Here is a 22744-nt window from a genome sequence, read left to right as displayed (position 1 = left end):
TAAAATGAAAAAAATACATAGAATAACAGGAATCATTTTGTTTGTAATAACAATTCAGTTGCAGGCGCAAGGTACTGATGCATTAAAAATTCTTCCAAATGGAAATGTGGGCATTGGCACCTCTACACCTACACAAGGCAAATTTGTTGTTTCCGGAGGAGAAAGCAGTTATCCCAGTAATTTTTTTATATACGGCTATAAATCTTCCAAAGTACTGGAAATGAATGTGCTGAAAAATTCAATATATGCGTCAGATGGTATTTCAGCACTGCAGTTTAATGTATTTTCAGACGAGCGTATCAAAAAAATATTGGGCGAGAGTAACAATGCCAATGACCTGGACATCCTTTCAAAAATTGTTATAACAGATTATAAAATGATCGATACCGTACAAAGAGGCAATAAAGTATATAAAAAAGTCATTGCCCAACAGGTAGAAAAAGTGTATCCGCTTGCTGTTATTACCAAACAGACAGAGGTCATTCCGAATATTTACCGGTTAAGTACGATTCATAAAAGCTGGATACCGGTAGATACCAAAGACCTTGTCGTTGCGGATAAAATCAAATTGATTTTTAGCGGTGAAGAAATGTTAACAGAAATTCTGGAGATCAAACAAAATACAATCAGAGTAAGTTGTACCAGAGAAGGAACTGTTTTTGTTTACGGGAAAGAAGTTCGTGATTTTCATTCTGTGGACTATGAAGCAATTGGCATGCTCAATGTAAGTGCTACTCAAGCCTTATTAAAGCGTATTGAAGTACTGGAGGGAGAAAAATTTACCTTAACCAAAACCGTTAGTGCGTTAAAAAAAGAACAGGAAAAGACCGATGATCGTTTACGAGCCATAGAGCGGGTATTGGTTTCGGAGATAGCGGAAAATAAGTGACAACAGTAAATAAAATAAGTAACAACATTAAATAAAAATAGATATGGGAAAAAATTCAATTTTAGAGTTTACACAGGTTCCGATAGGAACGATATTACCATTTGCGCTTAAGGATGAATACATACCGGAGGGGTGGTTGAAATGTGACGGAAGAGACATACTTGATAAGCATGTGACATTAAGAAACGCCTTAGGGGATGTAAAAACGCCTAATCTTGTCTGCAGGACTCTTGTAGGGAGTGGTACTGTTGATGTTGATTTCGAACAATCGGATAAGACAAAGGCCAATTTTGATAAGAATGATACCAATTGGCTTTTAGGCAGGACAGGTGGAGAGTACAAGCACCAATTGACAGTTGCTGAAATGCCAAGTCATAGCCATACTATAAACAAAGGCAATTTCGGATTTCATTTTCTAAATTTTATCGGTGACAGTCTTTATGCAAAGATCGATATAGACCTTCTTAAAAACGACATACCTTTATATGGTACAGATTCTGAGGGTAACGATAAGGGCCATAACACCATGCAGCCTTATTACGTCATCCATTACATTATTTACGCCGGAAGTGAATAAATGGATAAAAAGACTGTGAATTAATAGCGAAGTAATAATATTAAAATAAGATTGATATGGGAAACAATTCAATTTCAGATTTTACTCAGGTTCCGATACGAACGATAGTACCATTTGCGTTTAAGGGTGATTTCAAATTAGATGGCTGGTTGATATGTGACGGAAAGGAAATACCTGCTAAGCATGTAACATTAAGAAACTCCTTAGGGAATTACACTCCTAATCTTGCCGGCAGGACTCTTGTTGGGACTGGTACAGCCGATGACAGCAAGCAACCTTCGTCGATCTCAATATAGGTTATGTCCGAGACCCATACTTCGCTAAGGCGGGATACTTTAATGCCAATTGCAGAAAGTTCTTTGGCAATCCGCGGGCTTCCGTATCTGCACTGGCTCCAGTGGTAGATCCTGGTAATCTAGGAGGTTACAAAAGCTTTATGCGCAGCCCTGCCAGTGGAAAGCCTTCTGAGCCATTTATAATAGCAGCTGGCAAAAGATTTATGATTAGTAAATTAAAAAGACTAGAGATTTGTGACTGGTTTATATTCGAAATAATTATTTCCCCATTTTGAATGGTTAGCCTGATAGACAAATAAACTGCAATTGAGGCAAAATGAAAACCATTTACGAATAAATGAACAATATATTCCCAGCGAGGCAATCCTCCCATAAACTGCCTGCTGTCTTTTTCGACAAAGGCATCATACCCCAGTACCAGTATATCAAAAAGCACAAAGGTTAATCCTATGAAAAAACTAGTATGACTATCCTGTTTAAAGAACAAAAAGTACAGCATTGCTGGAAAGAAAACAGCTCTTATAGTATGGGCGAGATGTTCCGTTTTACTTTCAGTCCTATTATGAAGCTGGTATTTAAAAATATGCAGATAAAAGCCATCATATAAGGCTAACACCGCAAAAAGAACAAGAAACAAAGATGAGATGATAATTGCTATTTCCATTTCAGTTTTTAATTAAATATAACTGCAAAGCTATGGGACATCGGGATTAACATTAAGGACAAATGTCCTCTAATTTTGTGTAATTTCTTTTCTTATCCGGCTTAATGTTCTTCGGGTTATCCCAAGATAAGAGGCAATGTCATTTATAGTTGCCTTATGCAGAATACTTGGTTGTTCTTTTAAAAGACGCAAGTACTTTTCTTTGGCGTTTTCATTGCATAACACACTTGCATATTGTTCCATTACGATATATTGTCTTTCGGCAATGACCCGCCCAATAGTCTGCCAAACTATACTTTCCTTAAACAGTTTCTGCAAATCTTCGTAATCAATTACTAAAAGTTCTACATTTTCCATTGCCTGAATTGACAGAGTAGAAGGCTCTTGTAGAATGAAACTTTTATAGGAAGTTGTGAAACTATTTTCAGTACAAAAACAGGAAGTTATTTCTTCCATATTTTCATTCATATAGGATGTTCTTAAAGTTCCCTTTTGTATGAAAGCGATTTGTCTGCAAACTTTACCCAGCTGAATAAAATAGCTGTTTTTCCCTAAACTTATCTTTTTGAAATTCGGAAGAGTATTTTCGAATTCTTCATCTGTGATGGGGGCTATCTGCTTTAAAAATGCTTTGAATTGTTCCATAACTTATTAAAGACTGTAATATTTTTTTCGAAACCAAAAAGCGACATTTACCAATGCAATCAATGCAGGCACTTCTACTAATGGACCAACAACACCTGCAAAAGCCTGTCCGCTGTTGATTCCGAAAACACCTATGGCAACTGCAATGGCTAATTCAAAATTATTACCGGTTGCGGTAAATGCAATAGCCGTTGACTTCGAGTAATCAGCCTCAAAGTATTTTCCAATGAAAAAACTGATTACAAACATCACTACAAAATAAATTACTAATGGAATTGCAATACGCACTACATCCATTGGTATCTGTATAATAAGCTCTCCTTTGAGGCTAAACATCAATACGATGGTAAATAATAATGCTATAAAGGTTATTGGAGAAATAAAAGGAACATATTTATTTTGAAACCATTCTTCTCCTTTTAGCTTGATTAAACCGTAACGGCTAATTATTCCAAGCGCAAAAGGGATTCCTAAATAAATGCCGACACTTTCTGCAATTTGGTCAATGCTGATATTTACATTGAAGCCTGTATAGCCGAAATAAGGCGGCAAAATGGTTATAAACACATAAGCATACACGCTGTAAAGAAATACCTGAAAAATACTGTTTAAAGCAATTAATCCTGCTGCATGTTCTCTGTTGCCGTCAGCTAAATCATTCCATACCACTACCATGGCAATACAGCGTGCTAATCCGATTAAGATTACTCCAATCATGTATTCAGGATAACCTTTTAAGCATAGTAATGCCAATACAAACATTAAAATTGGACCGACAATCCAATTTAGGAATAAGGATGCTCCTAATACCTTTGTGTTTTTGAACACTTCTCCCATTTGTTCGTATTTTACTTTTGCCAGTGGAGGGTACATCATAAGAATTAACCCAATCGCCAAGGGAATGTTAGTAGTTCCGTTTGAAAACGAATTAATAAATCCACTACTTGATGGTATTAAATATCCTACTATGACGCCTATAATCATGGCGAGAAATATCCAAAGGGTTAAAAACTGATCAAGAAAACCTAATTTTTTTCTTTCTAATGCTGGTGCACAATTATTTACCGACATACTTATTTTTTAATTTGTGAGAATACATAAAACATTTCAGTTCCGATTTGAAGACTGCGCTCCTTGTATATTTCTTCCTGCTGTGGTGTGTTATCAGAAACTTTTGGGTCTTCAAAAGTGATTGGAATACGTTTTTCTGCGCCTGGAATAAAAGGACAGCCTCCATCGGCTTGTGAACAGGTCATGATGGCTGCAAATTCACCTTGCGGATTAAACTCATCATCGTAGGTTTTGGAAAAGCCGATTATTGGATTTTCATTTTCACCATATTTTATGAAGTAAACAGGATTGCTTCCTTCAGCAATGGTATTGACTTTAAACCCTTGTTGTATTAGTGTCTTAGCTACCATAGGAAAGAGTGCTGTAGCTTCTGTACCTCCAGAATAACAAAATACATTTTTGATATTATAATAGTTAGCTGCTGTCTGTGCCCAAACTTGAGACAAATGGCTTCTTCTGGAATTATGGGTACAAATCAAATTAAGTCGTACTTCCTGTTGATTGGTTATTTTGGCTTGAATAAATTCGACTAATGGTTGTAATGTTTCCTTTCTGTCTTGGGTCAGGTAACCAAAAGATAAAGAATCAATTGTTTTTGTTAAATCTGCGTACATTCTTATTTCTTTTTAAAATTACAAAAAATGAAGTTCTGTACCGTTTCAAATGGAGTATGATGATTTTCTGTAAAACATTCAATTTTATCAAAAGTATCAGAAAAAATCATATCGAGTTTTGATTCGGAATATTGCGTTATTTCCAATCCACTACATTTTAAAGGACCGGATTCTGAAAAAGTTCCCATAAAAAGATTGGCTTTCTCTACTGTAGATTTTTCAACAATTGCTTTATATGCTTCTATTTCCTCTTTGTAAGTTAAAAAGTGGAATGAAGCCCGGTCATGCCAAAAATTAAATGCCTCTTCGGGTTTAAAATCCAAAATATCCGAAACAATGAACGTTACATATTGAGATTTCTCACCTAAACGATTTTTGATCCGGTTAATGGCATTTTTTGAAATATCCAAAAGAAAAAGATTAGTATATCCTAATTCAATCAATTTATCAATCAGGTAGCTGTCACCTCCTCCAATATCAATAATTTTTGCATCTTTTTTTAAATTAGCTTTTAAAATACCATTTACAGAAGCTTCAGGATTTGTTTGATACCAACTTACTTCAGTTTCTTTTTTGGTGGAAAAGACGTTTTCCCAATGTTCTTTTTTACTCATTAGTGTGTGTGTTAACAACAGTTCCCATCAGGAGCACAACAAGGCTCACTGTTTTTATCTGATAATCTTACTTTTTGCTTTTCAGCGGGAATACCGCAATTGTCCTGAGCTAAGCAAGCAGTCTGTTTATTTAATAAAATGAAGTTTTTACCATTAAAATCTAAATCATATTTACCAATGGTGGTATCCTGATATTCCACTTCAATTTCATGATCTTCAATGCCCAAAACTTTTTCTGAAAGCTCAATAATATGAATCAGCTTTTGAGGCTTAAGTCGATGTTCGTAATCATTGGCATCCCAAAGCTGGAAGTTTACAACGTTTTCCTTTCTTACAGTACCACCGCAATCAATAAAGTTTTTAGTTATCAAACCAATTTCGGTTACGTGGAAATATTCCGGGACAAAAGTTCCGTTTGGCAGTTCAAAGTTTACAGCTTCAACCCTCGTTAGTACTTCTTTGATTTGTGAAAGTTTCATAATTTATGTGTTTTAAAAAGTTAACAGCAATCATTTTTCTTTTTTTCAAGATGACTGCTTATGTGTTCAAAAAATCCTTTAATTTTCTCTAAGCCCGGTTCATTAATACAGTAGCAGATAGAATTACCATCTATACTTCCTTTAATTAAACCAGCGTTTTTAAGTTCCTTAAGATGTTGTGATACTGTCGGCTGAGAAAGCGGCAATTCATTTACTATATCCCCACAGATACATGTATCAACCTTTAAAAGGTATTCCATTATGGCTATTCGGGCAGGATGTCCCAATGCTTTAGCCAAAACAGCAAGTTCGTTTTGATTGTCTGTAAAGTGATCTGTTTTAGTAGCTCCCATCGTTTTATATTTATATTGCAATATTACGATTATTCTCTTGTGAAAAAAAATAAAATAAATTTTTGTGTTTCTTTTAAAACTTCTATCGACGGAGAAGCTCGAAATTCCTTTGAAAAAATCACTATATCCAATTATAGGGTTTGTCTTTACGGTTCAGGTAACAGTACATTTCTTCTTTTTTGAGTTCGGGGAAGAATCTTAGCGCGGTCAATGGCATAATTGGGAAGGAAATAGATTTCGTCACGAATAGTTTTGATAACTTTTTCAATACCGTAGAAGCGAACGATTTCGTCTATTTCCTCTTGTTTTCCACGTTCTATGATACGTGTAATGGTAGTTTTATAGGCTTTCTCAAAGTCCATAGTGTCTATATCGAAATCCCAAAAAAAGACCCGATTCAAATTAAGAACTTTGTTGTTTTTTTTAACTCCAGCCATAAAGTAAAGATACGATTTTTAGGCTTGTTATTCAAATTTTCACCTCCCTAATCTACGATTTTTTATGAGGTGGAGGAATTTGATTTTTTGGTTCAGAAAAATCAAAAGAAAGATTTAAAACTGCTTTTTTTAGACGGTGAGTCATTTTTGCCTAGCTGTTTTCTTTTCCTTTCATTAGTTTGACTTTTTCTTCTCTATCTATATTTTTATGATGTAGTAATGCAATGACGGCCAGTCCTGGATTTCCATTATATTTGTTCTGGTAAGCATCTAAATAGGTCATAAGGGGATGATGTTCTAAAAGAAAATACATATCCACAAAATCTTTTATTCTTGTGTCGTTTTGAAATATAGCATGAAGCTTCATAGCACCTACGTCATTTAAAGATACCAGTCTGATTCCATCCTCGCTTTGAACAGGTTCTTGCCACGGATATGGGGGGGCAATGATATCAACTTTAATATGACCTATATCAAGAAACATTGTATTATTTAATATCTCCCTGATTTTAACTAGATATTTACTGCTTAGATGAGTAACTCCGAATTTGTCAGGATATCAGGACAAATGAGGTGTATTTGATGGTAAATAGCAGTGATGATACTGGCACTTATGTGCCATTCGACTTTAATACTGTTAAGGCTGTAGATGGAGGATTTGATATTTATTGTAATGTATTTAGTTTAAAAGTAGATATCAGAAATAAGTTTTTTTTAGTTAGTTTTTTAATTTTAGTTAAAAATACCGTTCCGCGTTTCGCAACGGTTCTTTTTGTGATCTATTCTAAGGATTATTTGCTTAGTAATTTGTAATTTCTTTTTTTAAATTATCACAGGAAATATTTTTAAGTTCTAGTTTCAAACGTAAATTAAGATGTACATTTTGACTGTAATTTATGAACCCAGTTCCCGATTCACTTATGACTACAAGAGAGACTAAATAATTAAAATGTTTTGCAAGATTTGTTTTTAAATAATGAAACAATTTTGATTGCATCTGATCGTATTCAAGTATTAGTGTCGATTCGCAATAAGAAGATATTTTAATATATCCAGTATTTCCTGGTACACATAATAGGTATCTTTTGGCTTCATCATAGCTATCTCCAAAATCCTTGTTTAACGTCAATTGCATCATAAGATAAATGGTATTTCCTACTCATAAAAAGTTCTTTAGTTGGTTAAAAACAAATATATGAAAAGTTTTATGATTACGACTGGTGTAATTTAAAAGTAGATTAATTTCAATCCAGGAAAGATCTGCAGAAAGAAGCGCAAGTAAAAAAAATCTACAATTTATTTTTATAAAAAAGTAGATTTATTTCGGCTCCGGGTACTTTAAGAACTCGTAAATATTTGCTTTTAATTTTCCTGAAAATAGTATTTTTGTTTTTACAGCTTCCATGCATATAGTTTTCTTACCTAACGATCTAGATTTTCCTTGAAAGCCTTGGTTTGTGGCGGTCAGTACAGGGGAACCGTAAAAATAATCCTAGATTTCCATGAGCTTCGGGTGGATATCGAAATTAAGAAGATAAGTGTTGAGTGGTTGTTCCTGACCTAGCTTAACATCGAAAATCCAATCAGGAAACAAACGTGTAGAAAGCTCTTTAGTTGCTTGTTTGGACCCGGGTTCGATTTCCATCGACTCCACAAAAAAGCCTGCAAACTCAATGTTTACAGGCTTTTTATTTTTTAGTTGCCGTTTTTCATATGCTGATAACTTTTTTCAAACAGGAGAAAGTCATCAAAAAAGTAAAAAAAATGAAAGTTTTACCAAATCAAATAAAACAATCTTGTTTGTTAAATCAGAGCCTATAAACACGTAACCTATTGGTATTTTAAAAAACGTAAATACAAGCTATAGAAAATTTTTGATTGGAAATACTTGATTGATTTTCTATAATAGGTTTGAATGACAACGACTCACTCACATTAAACTGTGAAATAGCCGCGTCAATATTAGCATCGACAATATTTAAAACATAAAATCCAACAATAAAGAACGCAGATAAATCCCTATTTCTTTGAAATTGTTTTTGAGCTGCAATTAACTGATTGTCATTTAAATTTCTTAAATAATCATCCTTGTTTATCTTTCCTTCTAATCTATTTTTATATTCATCTCTATAAGTGTTGTACTTCTTTTGATTATCAATGTAGAAATAAACACTTGTACCAATTGCTCCATAAACTAAAGGAATTTTCCAATATTTTTTATTATAAGCTTGACCTAATCCAGGCAAAATAGCGGAATAAAAAGCAGCTTTAGCAGGTCTAAGCGGATCAATTTCAGTAGTTTTTATAGTGTCTTTTGATCTCATTATATCAGCTTGTCCATAAGTATCGAACAACCCGATGCAAAATAGAAAAATAAAAAAATATATTCTTTTTACCATTTTTTAATTCTTTGTAATAAGTTTAATAAAATGCGTTAAAATAATCTGCTTCGCAAAATAATTTACGAAGCAGATTATTAATTATTGTTCTTTATATTCCAAATCACAGCTCATTTCTCTATTTATCCCACCAATGGTCGTAGTGAAAGTTGCTTTTAACTTACCTCCAACTGGCACATAAGCATTATTTATTTTTCCTCCTGAGTATCTAACAGAAACACCTGAACCTGATAGATATGGATAAGTAAAAGAATAGTCTCCTATAGCAACAGTATTACTTAATGCAAAACCAGCAACAGAACTTGGGTCAACATTAAAAGTACTCGGACATGCAACAAAACTATCAGGCATAGGAGCATATCCAGAAAACGTCTTTAATTCGGTAAAATATCTGAAAAACTTAACTCCAAGATCGTTTCTATGAATTTCTCTTCCAGCAGAGTAGAAAGCCTTATAATCTCTACTTATTACAGCTACTGATCCAGCTACAGCTTCATCACCAACATATCTCCTAGTGTTATTTTTTTCACTAGGAACAGAAAAATACTGATCATAATCCATTTTCTTACCATTAATTAAGACAATACCATCTGCATTTAATACATTTGATGTTCTACCATCAAAAATAGTACTAACTACACCAATTTTAGGATCCTTTATAAGTAAATTTCTATAAATCTTAGTTAAATAAACAGCCTTTTCAGGGTCAACTGCATTTAAAGAGTTTATCTCATCAGCAATACTTTGAATACTTGTAAATTTTAATTGTTTTCTTAATTCATAAATGCTTGAAAGAACTAAATTATGATAAGCTTTTAAACTGTTATAAATGGCTTCGTTTTGTTTTTTAATATCAGAATCGTTAGTACTCTTATTACTTACATTATATCCTTTTAAAGCTTCTTGTCTATTGAAATCGGCTAATACTTTTCTTTCGTTTTCAGACTTAATTGCAACAATTTCGTTTATTTTTTCTTCCATCTTTTCTTCAGAAGAAAAACTCATCACATTTAATTCCTTTTCAGCTAGTGAATTTGATTCAGCGCTTTACTGATCTTCATTATTGCAAGAAACTAAAGCCATGCATAACACAGCTATAACATAAATTCTTTTCATTTTCAAAATTTTAATTAATTTAATCTATCTTTTTTCACGTCGAGATAGAATTTTCGACATAGCTGTAAATTTTAATTTTACAATTAAACAGAATACAGCAGATTAATAAAATGAATGAAGTTAAAGTTGGCGCCAAATTTTAAAATCGGATGCAAATAAACAACTAAATTTAGATTTTTGTAAACATTTTCTTTATTATTTGGAATTTTATTTATAATAAATACGTAAAATACTGCAAATCTGCGAGCTAGTTTTTAAGAATTCTACAGTTTAAAGCGTTAAAAAGCCTATTATTTGTATCATTTGACAAAAATAGATTCGTTTAATCAATTATAAAATATCTAAACCATCTCATTTTTTGACTTCTATAGAACTGTGCGAACTTTAAAATTTTCATAATTTTTGATTGGCCAGTTGTAAGGACTTTTTTGTTTTTACGTTATTTTTTTATCCATGTAATCAATTTTTTCCATATTTTTAATGCTTTTGCTTTCATTACGTGTAAAGCATTAAGTTTAAGTATTGGATAGTGTTTATCTTCAAAATCTTTAATTAGGATGATCAGTAAATCTAGTTCATCGTCTTCAGGTGTATTAGGTTCAGTGTAAAAAAATCTCAACTGGACAAACTGCAGCTGCGGATCTAATCAAATAAAGTATACTTTTTGTTTTATATTAAGTTTCTAAAGATTGGAAACTTATTCAAGATCAGGTTTTTAAAATAAAACAGAACAAACGGCTGAATTACAGTAGTTTAAGTATAAACATTTCCAGGTTTCCAAAGTTTTCTAAAAAAACGCTGTTTTTTCAGGTCAATGATTAAAACATTTAAAAAAGTAACATTTGCTCCTTGAATTGTTGTATCAAAGCCCTTATTTCTAGGGGCTTTAACTCCACTTCCTGTGGAGGGGGAGTGGCTTCAAAATAGCGTTTTATTTCTTCTGGGGTCATGGGCAAAATTAGGTAAAAAGTATTGGCCTGTCAAGGGTTAGGGGGGATACTTTTAAAGTGTTTTTTCTGTTTTGGGGTTGTTTTTTTTAACGCGTCTGATCTTCATAGAATTGGCGGTGAAATTCAACCAATTGATATTTTCGATTATTGGGGAATATTTGCTGACGTGAAAAATATAGCTTTTTCTTTCTTTGATGTAGTATTGGGCAGAATTCTGCACGGCCTGAATTAATTGGGTATTAATAATTGTTACGAGAATCTAATTGAAGTGATGATCATTATCAATTGTATATACTGCATTTTTAGGAGCTTTTTCCCGCTATACGTTGCAATTTTTTATGCCGAACCCCGGCACAAAAGGATTTTCACTGCACACGAGCGAAGCAATCGGGGCTAGTAGTATATGTAAAAAAAGGCGTCAATTGTCTTGAATTGGCGACTTTTGGTGAATTCGATGGGACAAATTTCTATACATTTTTATTGAAGATTTTAAGAGAGTGGCCTACTACATGTAGTATTTGCATTTCGTTGACTTTAAGAATTTGGTTTGGATGTCGTGTTGGATATTGATCCAAATAATGCGCACCATGATATTGCCACAAAACTTAAAGTGGTAAAATATCTTAAAAAAACACCTAAACTTTTTGTGGCAAAAAAAAATCTACTTGTGAGATAAAGAACTCAAGTTTCTCATAAAAACAGCTTTGCTATCTTTTACTGAGAATTTTAGAAAACTCTTAAACGGTGAAATAAATTATACTCTTCTGATTTCTATTTCTCTTTGGAAGATAATTTATATAACCGTAATCATTCAGGTCTCTGATACATCTATGGTAGGTAACAGGGCCGCTTATTTTAGCAATCTTCATAATTTCATGCCTATATGCTTTAATAGGATTAATATAACCTGCAGCAGTTCTGAATTGTAGTAATGCCGCAAAAATTCCAATATGCGTAATGCTGATACGTTGATCTTTTTCTATTGCTTTGAAGAATTGCGTTAAAGGATTTAGCTGGTCCATTACTCTTGTTATTTAGATTTTTATTCCGGTTCTTCTCGACTGATTGTTTTGGGGTAATTTAAGATTCTGATTTTGTTCATGATTTTTTTGCAGCTCTGTTCGTAATGAAGTTATATCTACTTTACGTAAATGCTGATCGTAGATTGTTAAAGATTTAAAATGAGGATCAGCCTCAATATGGAATAGTTGTTCTTTTCCATTTTTAATCAATACTGCTGATATCCTGTCACCTTGCTTTAAAGTATTTTTTAGTTTCTCAAATTCAAATTTATTTGAGGTAGCTTTTAAAGGAACAGCTTTTAATGTCTTTTCCAAATAGTAACCATATCCATTTCGAAATTCTTTCAGATGATTATTTCCTGCGGCATCTTTATCGTTAAAGTCTATCTGGAACCATGATTCATTATGATATACCGAGCGGCCGGATAATAAATTATGGACTTCATGCAGTTTGAAATTGTATCCCTGCTCATTTTTAAAATAATATTGTTTGTTTTCTTCTGGAACAGCACTATTATACAGGTTGATTTTGTATCCTTCAAGCTCAAAATATCCTTCAGCATTTTTAGAAAACGAAAGCGTGTGATTAATTTTTTCTTTTCATTAATGTAATAGGATAGAGGCAGGGTGAAGTTTTCGTGCTCTTTTTCAATTAACATTTTTAATTTCTCTGAGAGGTCCGGAAATCCAATTCGCTGCATCTGCTCCTGCAGCGGATTGAAATTTTTTTCTACTTTTTTAACATCACTGCCAATGGAAATCTGATTTTGCGAAGCAGTAATTATTTTTCTGAAAAAGTGGGAAATTAAACCTGGGTACAGCTGCTTTGACATTCTGCTGCTTTCCATTTTAAGAATTCGAAGCGAATGCTGCTCTTTTATATTTTTTGAAGATTTGTATTTAGCCCTGATTCTCTAAAATTGGCGCAGTTTCTCTGCAAGTAAAGATTTATTATCAGCCGGTGTAATTGAAAACAAGCTACTGAAGCGTTCTTCTCAGGCTTTCCACTGGCCCAATTCTATTTCTACTCTGTTTATGGGAAACTGCTCATTTATGACTTAAGATTTAATTCTCCGGAATTTCTAAACTGAGTTAGATTGTTTTCTTTTTTTTTTGTTTGCGGCAGGGGTTTCGGTGCTGTCTTCAGCAGTTTGAGATTGTTTTGTGGCAGATTGCTTTTCCGATGTTTTTTCTCCTTCAGCCTGCTTCTGGTCTTTACTTTCACGGTGGTTAATTCTCTGGAAACTGGAATCATAAACATTTACGGTTTTAAACTGCGGATTAGCTTCGACATACATTTTTGTTTCTCTTGCGCCCGCCGTAAAAGTTACCGACTGCAGATTTCCCTTTTTAAGAGAATTTATAAGGTCTTCTTTGTACTTGGGAGTCTGGAGCTCTTTAATGGAATGTTTTTCAAGACTGGCCTCTAGATCATAACCATAGTTCTGATGATATTGATTCAGTTTGAAGCTGCTCGAATTTTCGGTTTGCTTAAAGTCGATTTTGATCCAGGCGTTGTACGCTTCGCCTTCTTTAGTTTTCAGGTCTTTGTTCACCGAACGTCCCTGCATTAAATTGTAAGCTTCCTTGAGTGTGATACTCGTACCGTCATTATTGATATAAAAAGTCTGCCCAAATGCTTCCTTTGAATCGTCTTTTTTTAAATTCACATCATAGGAATTAAAAAAATACATGTCAGTCTGGTCTGATTTCTTAAAGTTTAAATCAACCGACATTGTATCTTTATTATAGACACCATTGTGAGTGATTTTAAATTCTTTTTCTCCTTTGGCCATACGCTCTCTCAGTTCAGTATCGAACGTTTCTCCAAAACCGGTATATTTCAACTGATCTTTCAAATACTCTAGGTTTTTCTGATTCATGATACAATTATTTTAAAGTTATTACTGATTTTAAAAACCGTTAAGAATATCCAGATGTGTTAAATCAGTATTCTTAACATTTATTTCTATATGCCTGCCGCCGTTTTTCTCCATAAGCTCAATAGTGAGGTATTTGTTCTCCGGGATAGTAAATTTTGAAAAAGCATATACCATGCTGACTTCGGATTTATCCGCAATAACAGACGAGCTATAAGTAGAATAAAGCGGCAGTATCTCGATTTCCTGGGAAGCGGTGCGTTTTGACTTTTTCTGGTCTCGTATGAAAAATCGCAGCTGGTCAATATCGTAATTAATCTTTGAGGTATTGCCCAGCACCATTCTAAAGTAGATCACATCCTGATGGATGAAGATGCCGTTAACGGTAATCTTCATTTCATATCTTGCCTTTTTTAGCCCGTTTATCTTTTTACTCTTTGATAAGGCAAGCTTGGCATTCTGCTCAATTTTTTTCTGGTTTTCATGATCCAGCGAAAACAGAATGTCGTTATTTACAACAGCGGTATGATCAGCCTTTATATTTAAATCCGGACAGGCATCATCATAATTTAAAACAAATACGTAAAGCCGGCTGTCAGCTGTAACCACTGTTAGATTTGTCTGCGGGAAATGCTGTTTTGCCGCTTTTAAAAGAAGGATGTTTTCAGCTCCCTTGGCTTTCTGAATTAAAATATCCGAACTTCCCTTGTCTGCACTTTTTACGGCATAGGGAAAAACGATGCTTGTTGTTTTAGAGTAGCCGATCTGCAGGTTTTTATAGTTATCTTCATTATAACCTGCATCCTTAGTAATAATCTGTGCATAACCTGATAGGCAGATCAGGATCATGCAGGCCGTAACCAGCCAGTTATAGTTTTTCATATTTATTTCTTTTTATTGGTTGAAATTCTTTTGTTTCTCATCGTAGAGCAGTACCTGGTATCCGGCTTTAACCAAAACTTTTACGAGTTTCACCTTTTTACTCATCAGGCTTTTTGCCGCTTCAATTCCCATTCCTGCCGCCTGTGCTCCCCAGGAATCCGTGATGCCGGTAAGTCCCAGAGTTTGTATGGAGCGGTCTGCAGAAGCCTTGGCTGAATCTCTGTTAATTGTTCCCGGAACATAAATCCCCTCAATGCCGTCAATGTCATAAACTGATAATTGAATCGGGAAAATTGAGTTGCGGTATTGAATGTTGTCAATCTTGACCTCAAGTCTTTCTCCTTTTAAAGCCGCAGTGCCGTATAAAAAAGTGTTTTTTGGAATGACGTTTCCCTGAAGCGTCACATCATTTTGGAGACGAAGTTTAACAATTGAGCTGTTTACAATAGTCTGGGTTTCATGAATAACGGCCTGAATTGAATTCTGCTGCTGTGAATCATCATTCTGCTCAATTGAATAGAAAGAGTTTGGCTTTACAGCTGTAGAAACTGGACCTTGCTCCAGATAAGAAATGTTGTTTTCTGCTTTTTTATGGTTTACCGCATATGTTTTTCCCTTTTTGTTCTCGGATGATTGTTTTAAGCGTTCCTGAACCCTTGAAGGATGCTGGATATCGAGTATGTTTTCCAGCATGCCGCCCAGCTGAGCCAGTTCAGGATCAGGCCCTGTGGATTCTCCCATTACCGACATCATCTTTTCAAGGTGCTGTATTTCATCGGTGACACCTTTTGATGAGCCGTAGTTTTCAAACTCGCGCATATCATGTCCGTATTTATCCGGCACTTCCGGCTGGCTGACCGCTTTTTGAAGCGCCTGGAGTTTTTCATAGATTTTCTGCTCATTGCTGTCCTGAAGAGGTTTTGAATTCAGACCCGTTCTGTTTTTTGAAAAGCCCTGCGTGCTAAAATCCGATTTTGTAAAATCATTCAAAGATTCTTCCAGAATTTTTTGGTTCAGGTAATTGGGGTCTTTTTTAATCTGCTCCTGCAGTTTTAGAGAATCGACAGCTGCCTTATCGTAATAACTCATTTTATCCAGGGAAGAATCTTCTTTGAATTTTGGAATTGGAAGATTAAAATTAAATCCTTTTTTGATTTCATTTTCAGCTCCCGCTGCTTCCATTCTGCCTCCTCCTAAAATATAAAACAGCAGGGTTATAAAAGGAAGTGTAATGACGGGCATTACCAGTAGCATCTGGCGTTTTTTAGATGCTCTACGAGATATTGTTTTTGTTTCCATGTTCTTGTTTTTTATTGGATTTTCTTAATTTTTGAAGGGGTATCTGCCTTTGTAAGTGATGCAGGGCAGCTCTCGGTAAACGAATCGTAAATGTTATAGAGAAAATAACCGGCTGATAAGGCAGTAAAGAAAACCAGCAGCAAAATGAGTTTTCTTCTGGAAAGCCCTTCTGTTAGGCTGCTCATTTTCTGGGTCCATTTATGCTGGGCAGCAGTGTAATACTTGTTATAAACAAATGGAGTTTCCTTTTTTCTAAACATTGATTTCATAAGGTTTATTTTCTGTTTTCAACCGCTAAATCGGTATTCTCAATAGTATTGAAGCGTTCAATTAAAAAACCATGAGGATTGTTGTCACTTCTCGATACATTGCGAAGGGTTCCTTCCGTAATCAGGTTTCTTTTCAAAATGCTTGTGGTTCTTATGATGTTCTGTCTGGCAAAACATTTAAATCGGTAGGGATAGTCTTTGATATCAACAGCAATACTATCTATCTGAATGGTCTGGCTGATATTCCCTGAAATTATTCCAGAGTAAAAGCCGTTTTCTTTCAGGTCGTCATAAATCCGCTTGGCGCTCTCGTCTGCCAGATAAAGTGCCTTGGTAATATTGGTTTTAATTACTTTGTCATCAGGATCAAGGGTGAAGAAAAACTTATGAAAAGTCCTGACGTGATCCCTGGCTTCCACAGGCAGGTTATCCTTTCTCTCAGATGCATATACCTCCAGAGCTTTTCCGGCGGCAAGGATATATACCTTGTCCTGCATTTTAGCGACGGTCTGAAAACTTTTGTGAAGCGTAAAACAGCATATCACAACGCAGCCCATAACAACCAGCATTGTAAAGCCCCTCACGTATTTAAATGCGGTATCTATATTTTTCATTTTGCTGAACATGAGCTGATCTTTTAAGTTTATTTTGAATTTCCTTTAAGCCTGTCGCTCATGTAATTTCCTTTCTCTTCAAAATAGGGAGCCGAAGCGCCCGATGCGGAAATACTCTGTGACATTCTTCCTGCTGCATTTCCCATGGAATCCAGAACCATAGCCGTTCCTTGTGATGTTTTGGAAATCACAGAACTGGTTGAGGTACCGAGTAGAGTAGTGGCTTTCTGGCTCAGGGCTCCGCCGCCGCCTGCATGAACGATGTAGTTAGCCACCGATGGCACAGTGAAGTAGCCTATAATGCCTATAATCATAAATATCAAATAAGCAATGTCAGTACTGCTGAAAAAGGTGTCACCGGTGGACTGTACCTGGGACAGATCCAGCTTGAGCATCAGTTCCTGTATCTTGCCGATTATGCTTCCAAAAATATTAGCAACAGGAAGCCAGAGGTATATGTTAATGTATCTCGCGAGCCAGACCGTCAGTGTATGCTGGAATCCGTCAAAAACCGCTATGCCGAAAACAAGCGGGCCGAGAATAGAAAGCACCACCAGCTGGAAGGTCCTGAGCGTATCTATGCAGAGCGCCGCCGATTCAAATAAAATCCGCAGCACCTCACTCATCCACTGCTTAACGGAATTCCTAAAACTGTAAGAAGCCTTTTCCATGGCAAATTTCACATCGTTGCCTATACCCGCAAGCATGCTCTCATCAGATGGGTCTAATCCGTCATGAGTGTACTTGTACCATTTATCACGGTCTCCCGTGCCTGCCGTACCTACATACATTTTCCAGGGATCGGTTTGCCTCACTGCCTTTTCTTTTTCTTTTAAAAGAACAGCAATTGCATTATTGGATCCTTTTACCATAGCAGCCGTTGCGGTAACTGTGGGTTTCATAACGCCATTGATAAGGGCCAGCACCGAAGGGAAAATCATAATACAAAACCCGATTACAAAGGGCCGGAACAGCGGATAAAAATCAATCGGCTCGGCAGCTGCGATATGTCTCCAGACACGCGAGGAGATGTACCAGATGGTCCCAAATCCTGCAATTCCCTGTCCTACAGCCAGCAGATTACTGCACAAAGGCATCATCTCATCATAAAGCTGGTCCAGCACCAAGTGCAGACTCTGCATGTTATCGCCCAGACCCTGTGCCCGGCTTAAAAATGGCAGCAGCAAGGCTGCCAGAACAATTTTGTCTTTTATTGGCAGTTTCATCTCTTTAGTTTTTAAGTTCCTGCAGCTCTTTGGAAGCATAAACATCATTTTTCTCTTTTGCCCGCTGCAGCGCCAGAATATTTGACGATGCATTAAAATTTCGAAGAAAAAGCAGCTTATCCTGCATCTGTAGATAGATCATATCTGCGGCTTGGAGTCTTTCATCATCGGACATCCTGAGTTTATCAGCTGTAACGATCATAGTGAGTTCATCAAGATTCCGCAGGCTCTGGCTAAGAAGATTTCCGTAAACCTTTTCAAAATATCCAATTTCCTGCGGGCTGAAGCTGCCGTTTCGCGCAAACCGGTTCAGCCCGTTTCTGCTTTCCTTTACCAGCAGTATTTGAAAATTTACAATTTCGCCCACTCTTTTGTAATTCTTTACCGCGGGGCTTACCTGCATAAGGGCGTCTAAAAAAGTTTTATGCAGGGTGAAGTTGCCCTCTGACATATCTTTCACTGTTTTATAACCTCCAGAGAGCAGTTCATAGCCCTTTTTCATATTACTGAGGATCTTTTTAAACTGGGAGAGTTTTTCAATGTTCAGGATCAGCTGCTGTATTTCTGCTGACTGGGCACGAGCTTTGCTGGGTATCATAGACAGGCAGATAAGCAGTCCTAAAATCAATATCTTTTTCATTATTTTTAAGTTTATAATCCGTAAAGAGCATCCATATTCTTAGTGTCTTTTTGATCTGCCGACTTTGAAAGTGCAAGCAGTTTTGCATCACGGCTGAAAGAAATGCAGAAATTGTAATCCTCCAGCATGGTCTTATGCAGCTCATCAATCCTCTGAATTCTCTGGTCATCCTTGAGTTCCAGCTTTGAATCAGTCGTAATTGCCAAAAGCTGGTCCAGAGTGCTGCTGCAGTTCTGAAGCAGCCTTTCAAAAGAACGTTCTATATAATCCAGTTCACTGCCGTGAAACAGGTCGCCTGCCTTAAGATCGGCAGAGGTTTTTTTATATAGGTTCATTATTTTAAACTGCATCGATACAATTTCGGCTGCCTTGTAATAATTCCTGACTCTGGGATTAATTTTCAAAAGCGAGGTGAAATAATCACCGTGCAGATTCAATTCTCCCTTTTTGGCATCACCGATAAAATTGAGTCCTTTTGACACAGCGGAATATCCTTTTTTAGCATAATCGATATAGACCTGCAATGCGGTAATCTGAAGCAGGAGTTCCTTTCTCTGCTTTGCCTGAGCCTGTATTCCCAGAGGGAAAATGATAAGCAGCGAGAATATAAAAAACAGTTTTTTCATTATGATTGTTTTTAAATTATGGAATTCCGTAAAATTCTTTCACATGGTTTACATCTGCTTCTGTTTTGGCCCGCTGAAGGCTGAGCTGTATATTCTGCTGATTAAACATCCGAAGGTCATCATAGCTGGCATCAATCTGGTCAGCGGCTTTATTGATGATTTCAAGTCTTTTGAGATCACTCATCTGTGTGGTAAAGGAATCCAGTATTAAAAAGATCTGGTCAATGTTCTTGATGCTTTGCTCAAGAATGCCTGTGTAAACATGTTCCATATACGCAATCTCGCTGTCTTTAAAATGGGTATCCTGTCTGAGCAGGTTCCACGCCTTTTCGTATTCCTGCACAAGTTTTGTCTGTTTTTTGGTAATATCTTTTATCCTCTGGTAATGAGTAATAATAGATTTTACTTTCCCCAGTTCTTCGTAGTAGCCTTTATAAAGGTCTTTCTGTTTCTGTGTCCAGTCCGAGATTTCATCAAGCTTTAGTTTGGAGAGCACATTTTCAACCTGTTTCTGGGCATTCTGAAGCCAGATGGTTTTGTTCTGCAGTTTTTGGATCCTCAGGTCAATGGCTTTGATGACTTTTTTGGTTACTGCCTTTACGATCTCCAGTATCGGAAGTGCCGCGGTTTTTTCGGCAGGTCTTGCAGGAGTGCTTATAAGCAGCAGCAAAATCAGGCAGGTAATTAGTTTCTTTTTCATTGTTCATTTTCATTTAAATTCCGTTTCTCATGTCCTCAGCCAATGCTGCAATGCCTTTTTCGATGTTACCGCCGAACTTTGCCGCATAAGCATTCATTTTCACCTTCTCGCTTTCCTCGGTGGTGTAAGCCAGATATTCCTCCAGTGAAACCTCTGTTCTGTAGACCTTTGAAAGCATGCCTCCCAGAGAGATAAAAACTTCTTTGTATTTTCTATTGGGATCATTGGCTTTATTTACCGAAAGCACAAGTGCTTTTTCTTTGTCGGTAAGGCCGAGAAGTTCCTGTATCTGATCAAATTTATTCTGGTACTTGCTCTGGTCCAGCAGGATTTTGCAGTCACTGTTGTTGATGATAGCCTGTTTCACCACAGGGGAAGAAATAATATCTTCTACTTCCTGGGTCACTACTATGGCTTCTCCGAAAAATTTGCGCACAGTCTTAAATAAATACCGTAAATATTCTGCCATCCCTTCCTTGGCAATCGCTTTCCAGGCCTCTTCAATGAGGATCATCTTGCGAATGCCTTTGAGTTTTCTCATCTTGCTGATAAAAACCTCCATAATGATAATGGTCACCACAGGAAATAAAATAGGGTGGTCTTTGATGTTATCAAGTTCAAATACAATAAACCGCTCTTTTAAAAGATTAAGATTTTCTGTGGCATTCAGAAGGTAATCAAACTCGCCTCCCTGATAGTACGGGCGTAGCACGTAGAGAAAATTATTGATGTCAAAGTCTTTTTCTTTCACCTTGTCACCTTCCAAAATGGAAACAAAATCTTCTTTCAAAAACTCGTAGAAGCTGTTAAAACTTGGAAAGACATCCTGTTCTTTATCCAATTTTTCGTAATATAGCTGCAAAGCATTGGAAAGAGCAACATACTCGCTCCTATTAAAGGTTTCATCGTCTTTTTTCCACAGTGCCAGCAGCAGTGTTTTGATGCTTTCCTTTTTCTCTGTATCCAGATTGTCTCCCTCTGAAATATAAAAGGGATTAAAACGGATCGGGTTCTTTTCATCGTAAGTGAAATAATACCCTTTTACCATATCACAAAGCCCTTTATAACTGTGACCAACATCTACCAGTACAATATGCGTCCCTTGTTCATAATAGCTCCTGACCATATGATTGGTGAAAAACGATTTGCCGCTCCCCGAAGGACCCAAAATAAATTTGTTCCGGTTGGTGCAGATTCCCATTTTCACAGGCTCATCACTGATGTCTACGTGGACAGGTTTGCCGGTCAAACGGTCTCCTAGACGAATACCCACTGGACTCAGAGAAGATCTGTAGCCGGTTTCCATATTCAGAAAACATACCGCCTGCTCAGTGAAAGTATCAAAAGTGTCATTCATAGGGAAATCCGCGGCATTTCCCGGGATTCCCGCCCAGTAAATCTGGGGAGCTCCAGTTGTTTCCTGTTTCGCCGCTGCATCCATCTGGGCCAGCGCTGAGGATACCTTGTTCTTAATTTCCTTCAGCTCTTCGGTATCGGTGCTCCACGCCAGCACATTAAAATGCGCTTTAACCGGCAGCCGTTGCTGGGCAACCGCCTCATTGAGAAAATCATTAGTGGCATCCCTGGCAATCATATTCTCCCTGCTGTAGGCCGATAAAGACTGCAGGCGTAATCTTTTGTTTTCGAGTTTCTGGATGGTTTTCTGCGCATCTTCAAGGAACAAATACTGATTATAGATATGGTTACAGGATAAAAGCTGCCCAAGGGTGGACGCAAAACCAATACTGAACTTGGTTTTATCAGTGGAATACCGGTCAAAATTAATCCTTGAACCGCACAGCGCCGGAAGATCAGCGGCGTCGCCCAGGGTGAAAAGCTGACAGTGTTTATCACCCACCTCGAGGCCCTGATTAAAGGTAATGTCATTAAAGACAAAGGAATCTTCCCTCTCAGAAAGGAAACAGTACCGCTCAATTAGTCCTTTTTTTCTGCTGTCGCTTTTGAGTTCGTTATTCTTCAGACGGGTGAGTTTTACAAAACCGCTGTCCTCCATAATTCTTTTGAACTGTCCCGTGCAGTCAATAAAATCCTGCAGCAGCTGCGGATTTAAAGTTTCTTCCGGGACGATGGAACTTCTTAAAAGATTAGAAAAAAGAGAACTTGAATTTTTTCTGCCGCTGGGTTTCTTGGTCAGCATGATATAACAGGAATGATCCAGAAAAGGTCTTTCATTGAAAAACCGCTCGCTGCTGCGGGTGAGAAAACTGCTGTCATCACTTGCAAAATCAGCTTTATAATGCTGCTCTAAAAACCAGTCTTGCTTGTGAAAAACACAGAACTTTGGAAGTATCTTGACTGCTTTGATCCACGACTGGTGGAAAGCTTCATATTCTTGATCCGACAAAGTAAAAATCTCAGGCAGTTCTACCTTGAATATTACTGTTATATCCCCTTGTTTTGATACAATACAGTCATGTTCCACTGCCATAACAGGCAGTACGTTTTCGATCCTTTTCTCCAT

General features: G+C 36.5%; 27 protein-coding genes. 3 read left to right on the top strand and 24 right to left on the bottom strand.

Annotated elements, in window-relative coordinates; translation table 11 throughout:
• The first annotated feature begins 4 nt into the window (after positions 1-4).
• From LNQ34_RS22070 to LNQ34_RS22060, 3 genes are all read left to right on the top strand, one after another.
• Positions 5-889: a tail fiber domain-containing protein gene (locus tag LNQ34_RS22070; RefSeq protein ID WP_230001282.1), complete on the top strand. Its 885-nt coding sequence runs from the start codon at positions 5-7 to the stop codon at positions 887-889.
• Positions 890-1061: 172 nt separating this feature from the next.
• Positions 1062-1466, top strand: coding sequence for a hypothetical protein (locus LNQ34_RS22065; RefSeq protein WP_230001281.1), 405 nt, complete (start codon positions 1062-1064; stop codon positions 1464-1466).
• A gap of 56 nt (positions 1467-1522) precedes the next feature.
• Entirely contained in the window at positions 1523-1762 is a 240-nt protein-coding gene (locus LNQ34_RS22060) for a phage tail protein (RefSeq protein WP_230001280.1), read from the top strand.
• 127 nt (positions 1763-1889) lie between these two features.
• Here LNQ34_RS22060 and LNQ34_RS22055 read toward each other — a convergent pair whose 3' ends face one another.
• The 24 genes from LNQ34_RS22055 to LNQ34_RS21940 all read right to left on the bottom strand — a co-directional run bounded on the left by LNQ34_RS22055 (position 1890) and on the right by LNQ34_RS21940 (position 22744).
• Positions 1890-2426 carry a hypothetical protein gene (locus tag LNQ34_RS22055; RefSeq protein WP_230001279.1) on the bottom strand — a complete coding sequence of 179 codons (537 nt, stop codon included), beginning with the start codon at positions 2424-2426 and terminating at the stop codon, positions 1890-1892.
• 69 nt (positions 2427-2495) lie between these two features.
• Entirely contained in the window at positions 2496-3071 is a 576-nt protein-coding gene (locus LNQ34_RS22050; protein WP_230001277.1) for a Crp/Fnr family transcriptional regulator, read from the bottom strand.
• 6 nt (positions 3072-3077) lie between these two features.
• Positions 3078-4142: an ACR3 family arsenite efflux transporter gene (gene arsB, locus LNQ34_RS22045; RefSeq protein WP_230001276.1), complete on the bottom strand. Its 1065-nt coding sequence runs from the start codon at positions 4140-4142 to the stop codon at positions 3078-3080.
• 2 nt (positions 4143-4144) lie between these two features.
• Entirely contained in the window at positions 4145-4756 is a 612-nt protein-coding gene (locus LNQ34_RS22040) for an arsenate-mycothiol transferase ArsC (RefSeq protein ID WP_230001275.1), read from the bottom strand.
• 2 nt (positions 4757-4758) lie between these two features.
• Complete coding sequence (locus LNQ34_RS22035; RefSeq protein WP_230001274.1) at positions 4759-5370, bottom strand: class I SAM-dependent methyltransferase; 612 nt, start codon at positions 5368-5370, stop codon at positions 4759-4761.
• 11 nt (positions 5371-5381) lie between these two features.
• Complete coding sequence (locus tag LNQ34_RS22030; protein ID WP_230001273.1) at positions 5382-5849, bottom strand: DUF6428 family protein; 468 nt, start codon at positions 5847-5849, stop codon at positions 5382-5384.
• Positions 5850-5869: 20 nt separating this feature from the next.
• Positions 5870-6202 carry an ArsR/SmtB family transcription factor gene (locus LNQ34_RS22025; protein WP_202704070.1) on the bottom strand — a complete coding sequence of 111 codons (333 nt, stop codon included), beginning with the start codon at positions 6200-6202 and terminating at the stop codon, positions 5870-5872.
• A 146-nt stretch (positions 6203-6348) separates the two neighbouring features.
• Complete coding sequence (locus tag LNQ34_RS22020) at positions 6349-6639, bottom strand: DUF6922 domain-containing protein (protein ID WP_230001272.1); 291 nt, start codon at positions 6637-6639, stop codon at positions 6349-6351.
• Between the two features lie 151 nt (positions 6640-6790).
• The gene (locus LNQ34_RS22015; protein WP_230001270.1) at positions 6791-7123 is read right to left on the bottom strand and encodes a nucleotidyl transferase AbiEii/AbiGii toxin family protein; all 333 of its coding nucleotides are present in this window, start codon (positions 7121-7123) and stop codon (positions 6791-6793) included.
• Between the two features lie 1357 nt (positions 7124-8480).
• Entirely contained in the window at positions 8481-9038 is a 558-nt protein-coding gene (locus LNQ34_RS22010; protein WP_428979072.1) for a DUF5683 domain-containing protein, read from the bottom strand.
• An 81-nt stretch (positions 9039-9119) separates the two neighbouring features.
• Positions 9120-10043 (bottom strand): hypothetical protein, encoded by a 924-nt coding sequence (locus LNQ34_RS22005; protein WP_230001268.1) that lies wholly within the window; start codon positions 10041-10043, stop codon positions 9120-9122.
• A gap of 1798 nt (positions 10044-11841) precedes the next feature.
• Complete coding sequence (locus LNQ34_RS22000; RefSeq protein ID WP_230001267.1) at positions 11842-12126, bottom strand: hypothetical protein; 285 nt, start codon at positions 12124-12126, stop codon at positions 11842-11844.
• A gap of 12 nt (positions 12127-12138) precedes the next feature.
• A complete protein-coding gene (locus tag LNQ34_RS21995; RefSeq protein ID WP_230001266.1) occupies positions 12139-12441 on the bottom strand; it encodes a hypothetical protein in 303 nt (100 codons plus the stop codon).
• Positions 12442-12509: 68 nt separating this feature from the next.
• Entirely contained in the window at positions 12510-12959 is a 450-nt protein-coding gene (locus LNQ34_RS21990; RefSeq protein WP_230001265.1) for a hypothetical protein, read from the bottom strand.
• A 249-nt stretch (positions 12960-13208) separates the two neighbouring features.
• Entirely contained in the window at positions 13209-14009 is an 801-nt protein-coding gene (locus LNQ34_RS21985) for a hypothetical protein (RefSeq protein ID WP_230001264.1), read from the bottom strand.
• Positions 14010-14039: 30 nt separating this feature from the next.
• Entirely contained in the window at positions 14040-14888 is an 849-nt protein-coding gene (gene traN / locus LNQ34_RS21980; protein ID WP_230001263.1) for a conjugative transposon protein TraN, read from the bottom strand.
• 12 nt (positions 14889-14900) lie between these two features.
• Positions 14901-16187, bottom strand: a complete 1287-nt coding sequence (gene traM, locus LNQ34_RS21975) for a conjugative transposon protein TraM (RefSeq protein ID WP_230001262.1) — start codon at positions 16185-16187, stop codon at positions 14901-14903.
• Positions 16188-16198: 11 nt separating this feature from the next.
• Positions 16199-16456, bottom strand: coding sequence for a hypothetical protein (locus LNQ34_RS21970; RefSeq protein ID WP_230001261.1), 258 nt, complete (start codon positions 16454-16456; stop codon positions 16199-16201).
• Positions 16457-16461: 5 nt separating this feature from the next.
• Positions 16462-17070: a conjugative transposon protein TraK gene (gene traK, locus LNQ34_RS21965; RefSeq protein ID WP_255664670.1), complete on the bottom strand. Its 609-nt coding sequence runs from the start codon at positions 17068-17070 to the stop codon at positions 16462-16464.
• A gap of 29 nt (positions 17071-17099) precedes the next feature.
• Positions 17100-18296 (bottom strand): conjugative transposon protein TraJ, encoded by a 1197-nt coding sequence (gene traJ / locus LNQ34_RS21960; RefSeq protein WP_230001260.1) that lies wholly within the window; start codon positions 18294-18296, stop codon positions 17100-17102.
• Between the two features lie 4 nt (positions 18297-18300).
• Positions 18301-18936 (bottom strand): TerB family tellurite resistance protein, encoded by a 636-nt coding sequence (locus LNQ34_RS21955; RefSeq protein ID WP_230001259.1) that lies wholly within the window; start codon positions 18934-18936, stop codon positions 18301-18303.
• An 11-nt stretch (positions 18937-18947) separates the two neighbouring features.
• The gene (locus tag LNQ34_RS21950) at positions 18948-19562 is read right to left on the bottom strand and encodes a hypothetical protein (RefSeq protein ID WP_230001258.1); all 615 of its coding nucleotides are present in this window, start codon (positions 19560-19562) and stop codon (positions 18948-18950) included.
• Between the two features lie 16 nt (positions 19563-19578).
• Positions 19579-20262 carry a conjugal transfer protein TraI gene (locus LNQ34_RS21945; RefSeq protein ID WP_230001257.1) on the bottom strand — a complete coding sequence of 228 codons (684 nt, stop codon included), beginning with the start codon at positions 20260-20262 and terminating at the stop codon, positions 19579-19581.
• Positions 20263-20275: 13 nt separating this feature from the next.
• The gene (locus LNQ34_RS21940; protein WP_230001255.1) at positions 20276-22744 is read right to left on the bottom strand and encodes a TraG family conjugative transposon ATPase; all 2469 of its coding nucleotides are present in this window, start codon (positions 22742-22744) and stop codon (positions 20276-20278) included.

The sequence above is a fragment of the Flavobacterium lipolyticum genome (assembly GCF_020905335.1).
GTDB lineage: Bacteria > Bacteroidota > Bacteroidia > Flavobacteriales > Flavobacteriaceae > Flavobacterium > Flavobacterium lipolyticum.
Note: the sequence above shows the minus strand (reverse complement) of the source record. Positions and strands in the feature narration are given on the sequence as shown.

Bases quoted from the DNA above. Each gene is read 5' to 3' on its own strand.
- LNQ34_RS22070 (WP_230001282.1), top strand. From the start codon at position 5: ATGAAAAAAATACATAGAATAACAGGAATCATTTTGTTTGTAATAACA.
- LNQ34_RS22060 (WP_230001280.1), top strand. From the start codon at position 1,523: ATGGGAAACAATTCAATTTCAGATTTTACTCAGGTTCCGATACGAACG.
- LNQ34_RS22055 (WP_230001279.1), bottom strand. From the start codon at position 2,426: ATGGAAATAGCAATTATCATCTCATCTTTGTTTCTTGTTCTTTTTGCG.
- LNQ34_RS22050 (WP_230001277.1), bottom strand. From the start codon at position 3,071: ATGGAACAATTCAAAGCATTTTTAAAGCAGATAGCCCCCATCACAGAT.
- arsB (WP_230001276.1), bottom strand. From the start codon at position 4,142: ATGTCGGTAAATAATTGTGCACCAGCATTAGAAAGAAAAAAATTAGGT.
- LNQ34_RS22040 (WP_230001275.1), bottom strand. From the start codon at position 4,756: ATGTACGCAGATTTAACAAAAACAATTGATTCTTTATCTTTTGGTTAC.
- LNQ34_RS22035 (WP_230001274.1), bottom strand. From the start codon at position 5,370: ATGAGTAAAAAAGAACATTGGGAAAACGTCTTTTCCACCAAAAAAGAA.
- LNQ34_RS22030 (WP_230001273.1), bottom strand. From the start codon at position 5,849: ATGAAACTTTCACAAATCAAAGAAGTACTAACGAGGGTTGAAGCTGTA.
- LNQ34_RS22025 (WP_202704070.1), bottom strand. From the start codon at position 6,202: ATGGGAGCTACTAAAACAGATCACTTTACAGACAATCAAAACGAACTT.
- LNQ34_RS22020 (WP_230001272.1), bottom strand. From the start codon at position 6,639: ATGGCTGGAGTTAAAAAAAACAACAAAGTTCTTAATTTGAATCGGGTC.
- LNQ34_RS22015 (WP_230001270.1), bottom strand. From the start codon at position 7,123: ATGTTTCTTGATATAGGTCATATTAAAGTTGATATCATTGCCCCCCCA.
- LNQ34_RS22010 (WP_428979072.1), bottom strand. From the start codon at position 9,038: ATGGTAAAAAGAATATATTTTTTTATTTTTCTATTTTGCATCGGGTTG.
- LNQ34_RS22005 (WP_230001268.1), bottom strand. From the start codon at position 10,043: ATGAGTTTTTCTTCTGAAGAAAAGATGGAAGAAAAAATAAACGAAATT.
- LNQ34_RS22000 (WP_230001267.1), bottom strand. From the start codon at position 12,126: ATGGACCAGCTAAATCCTTTAACGCAATTCTTCAAAGCAATAGAAAAA.
- LNQ34_RS21990 (WP_230001265.1), bottom strand. From the start codon at position 12,959: ATGTCAAAGCAGCTGTACCCAGGTTTAATTTCCCACTTTTTCAGAAAA.
- LNQ34_RS21985 (WP_230001264.1), bottom strand. From the start codon at position 14,009: ATGAATCAGAAAAACCTAGAGTATTTGAAAGATCAGTTGAAATATACC.
- traN (WP_230001263.1), bottom strand. From the start codon at position 14,888: ATGAAAAACTATAACTGGCTGGTTACGGCCTGCATGATCCTGATCTGC.
- traM (WP_230001262.1), bottom strand. From the start codon at position 16,187: ATGGAAACAAAAACAATATCTCGTAGAGCATCTAAAAAACGCCAGATG.
- LNQ34_RS21970 (WP_230001261.1), bottom strand. From the start codon at position 16,456: ATGAAATCAATGTTTAGAAAAAAGGAAACTCCATTTGTTTATAACAAG.
- traK (WP_255664670.1), bottom strand. From the start codon at position 17,070: ATGAAAAATATAGATACCGCATTTAAATACGTGAGGGGCTTTACAATG.
- traJ (WP_230001260.1), bottom strand. From the start codon at position 18,296: ATGAAACTGCCAATAAAAGACAAAATTGTTCTGGCAGCCTTGCTGCTG.
- LNQ34_RS21955 (WP_230001259.1), bottom strand. From the start codon at position 18,936: ATGAAAAAGATATTGATTTTAGGACTGCTTATCTGCCTGTCTATGATA.
- LNQ34_RS21950 (WP_230001258.1), bottom strand. From the start codon at position 19,562: ATGAAAAAACTGTTTTTTATATTCTCGCTGCTTATCATTTTCCCTCTG.
- LNQ34_RS21945 (WP_230001257.1), bottom strand. From the start codon at position 20,262: ATGAAAAAGAAACTAATTACCTGCCTGATTTTGCTGCTGCTTATAAGC.
- LNQ34_RS21940 (WP_230001255.1), bottom strand. From the start codon at position 22,744: ATGGAGAAAAGGATCGAAAACGTACTGCCTGTTATGGCAGTGGAACAT.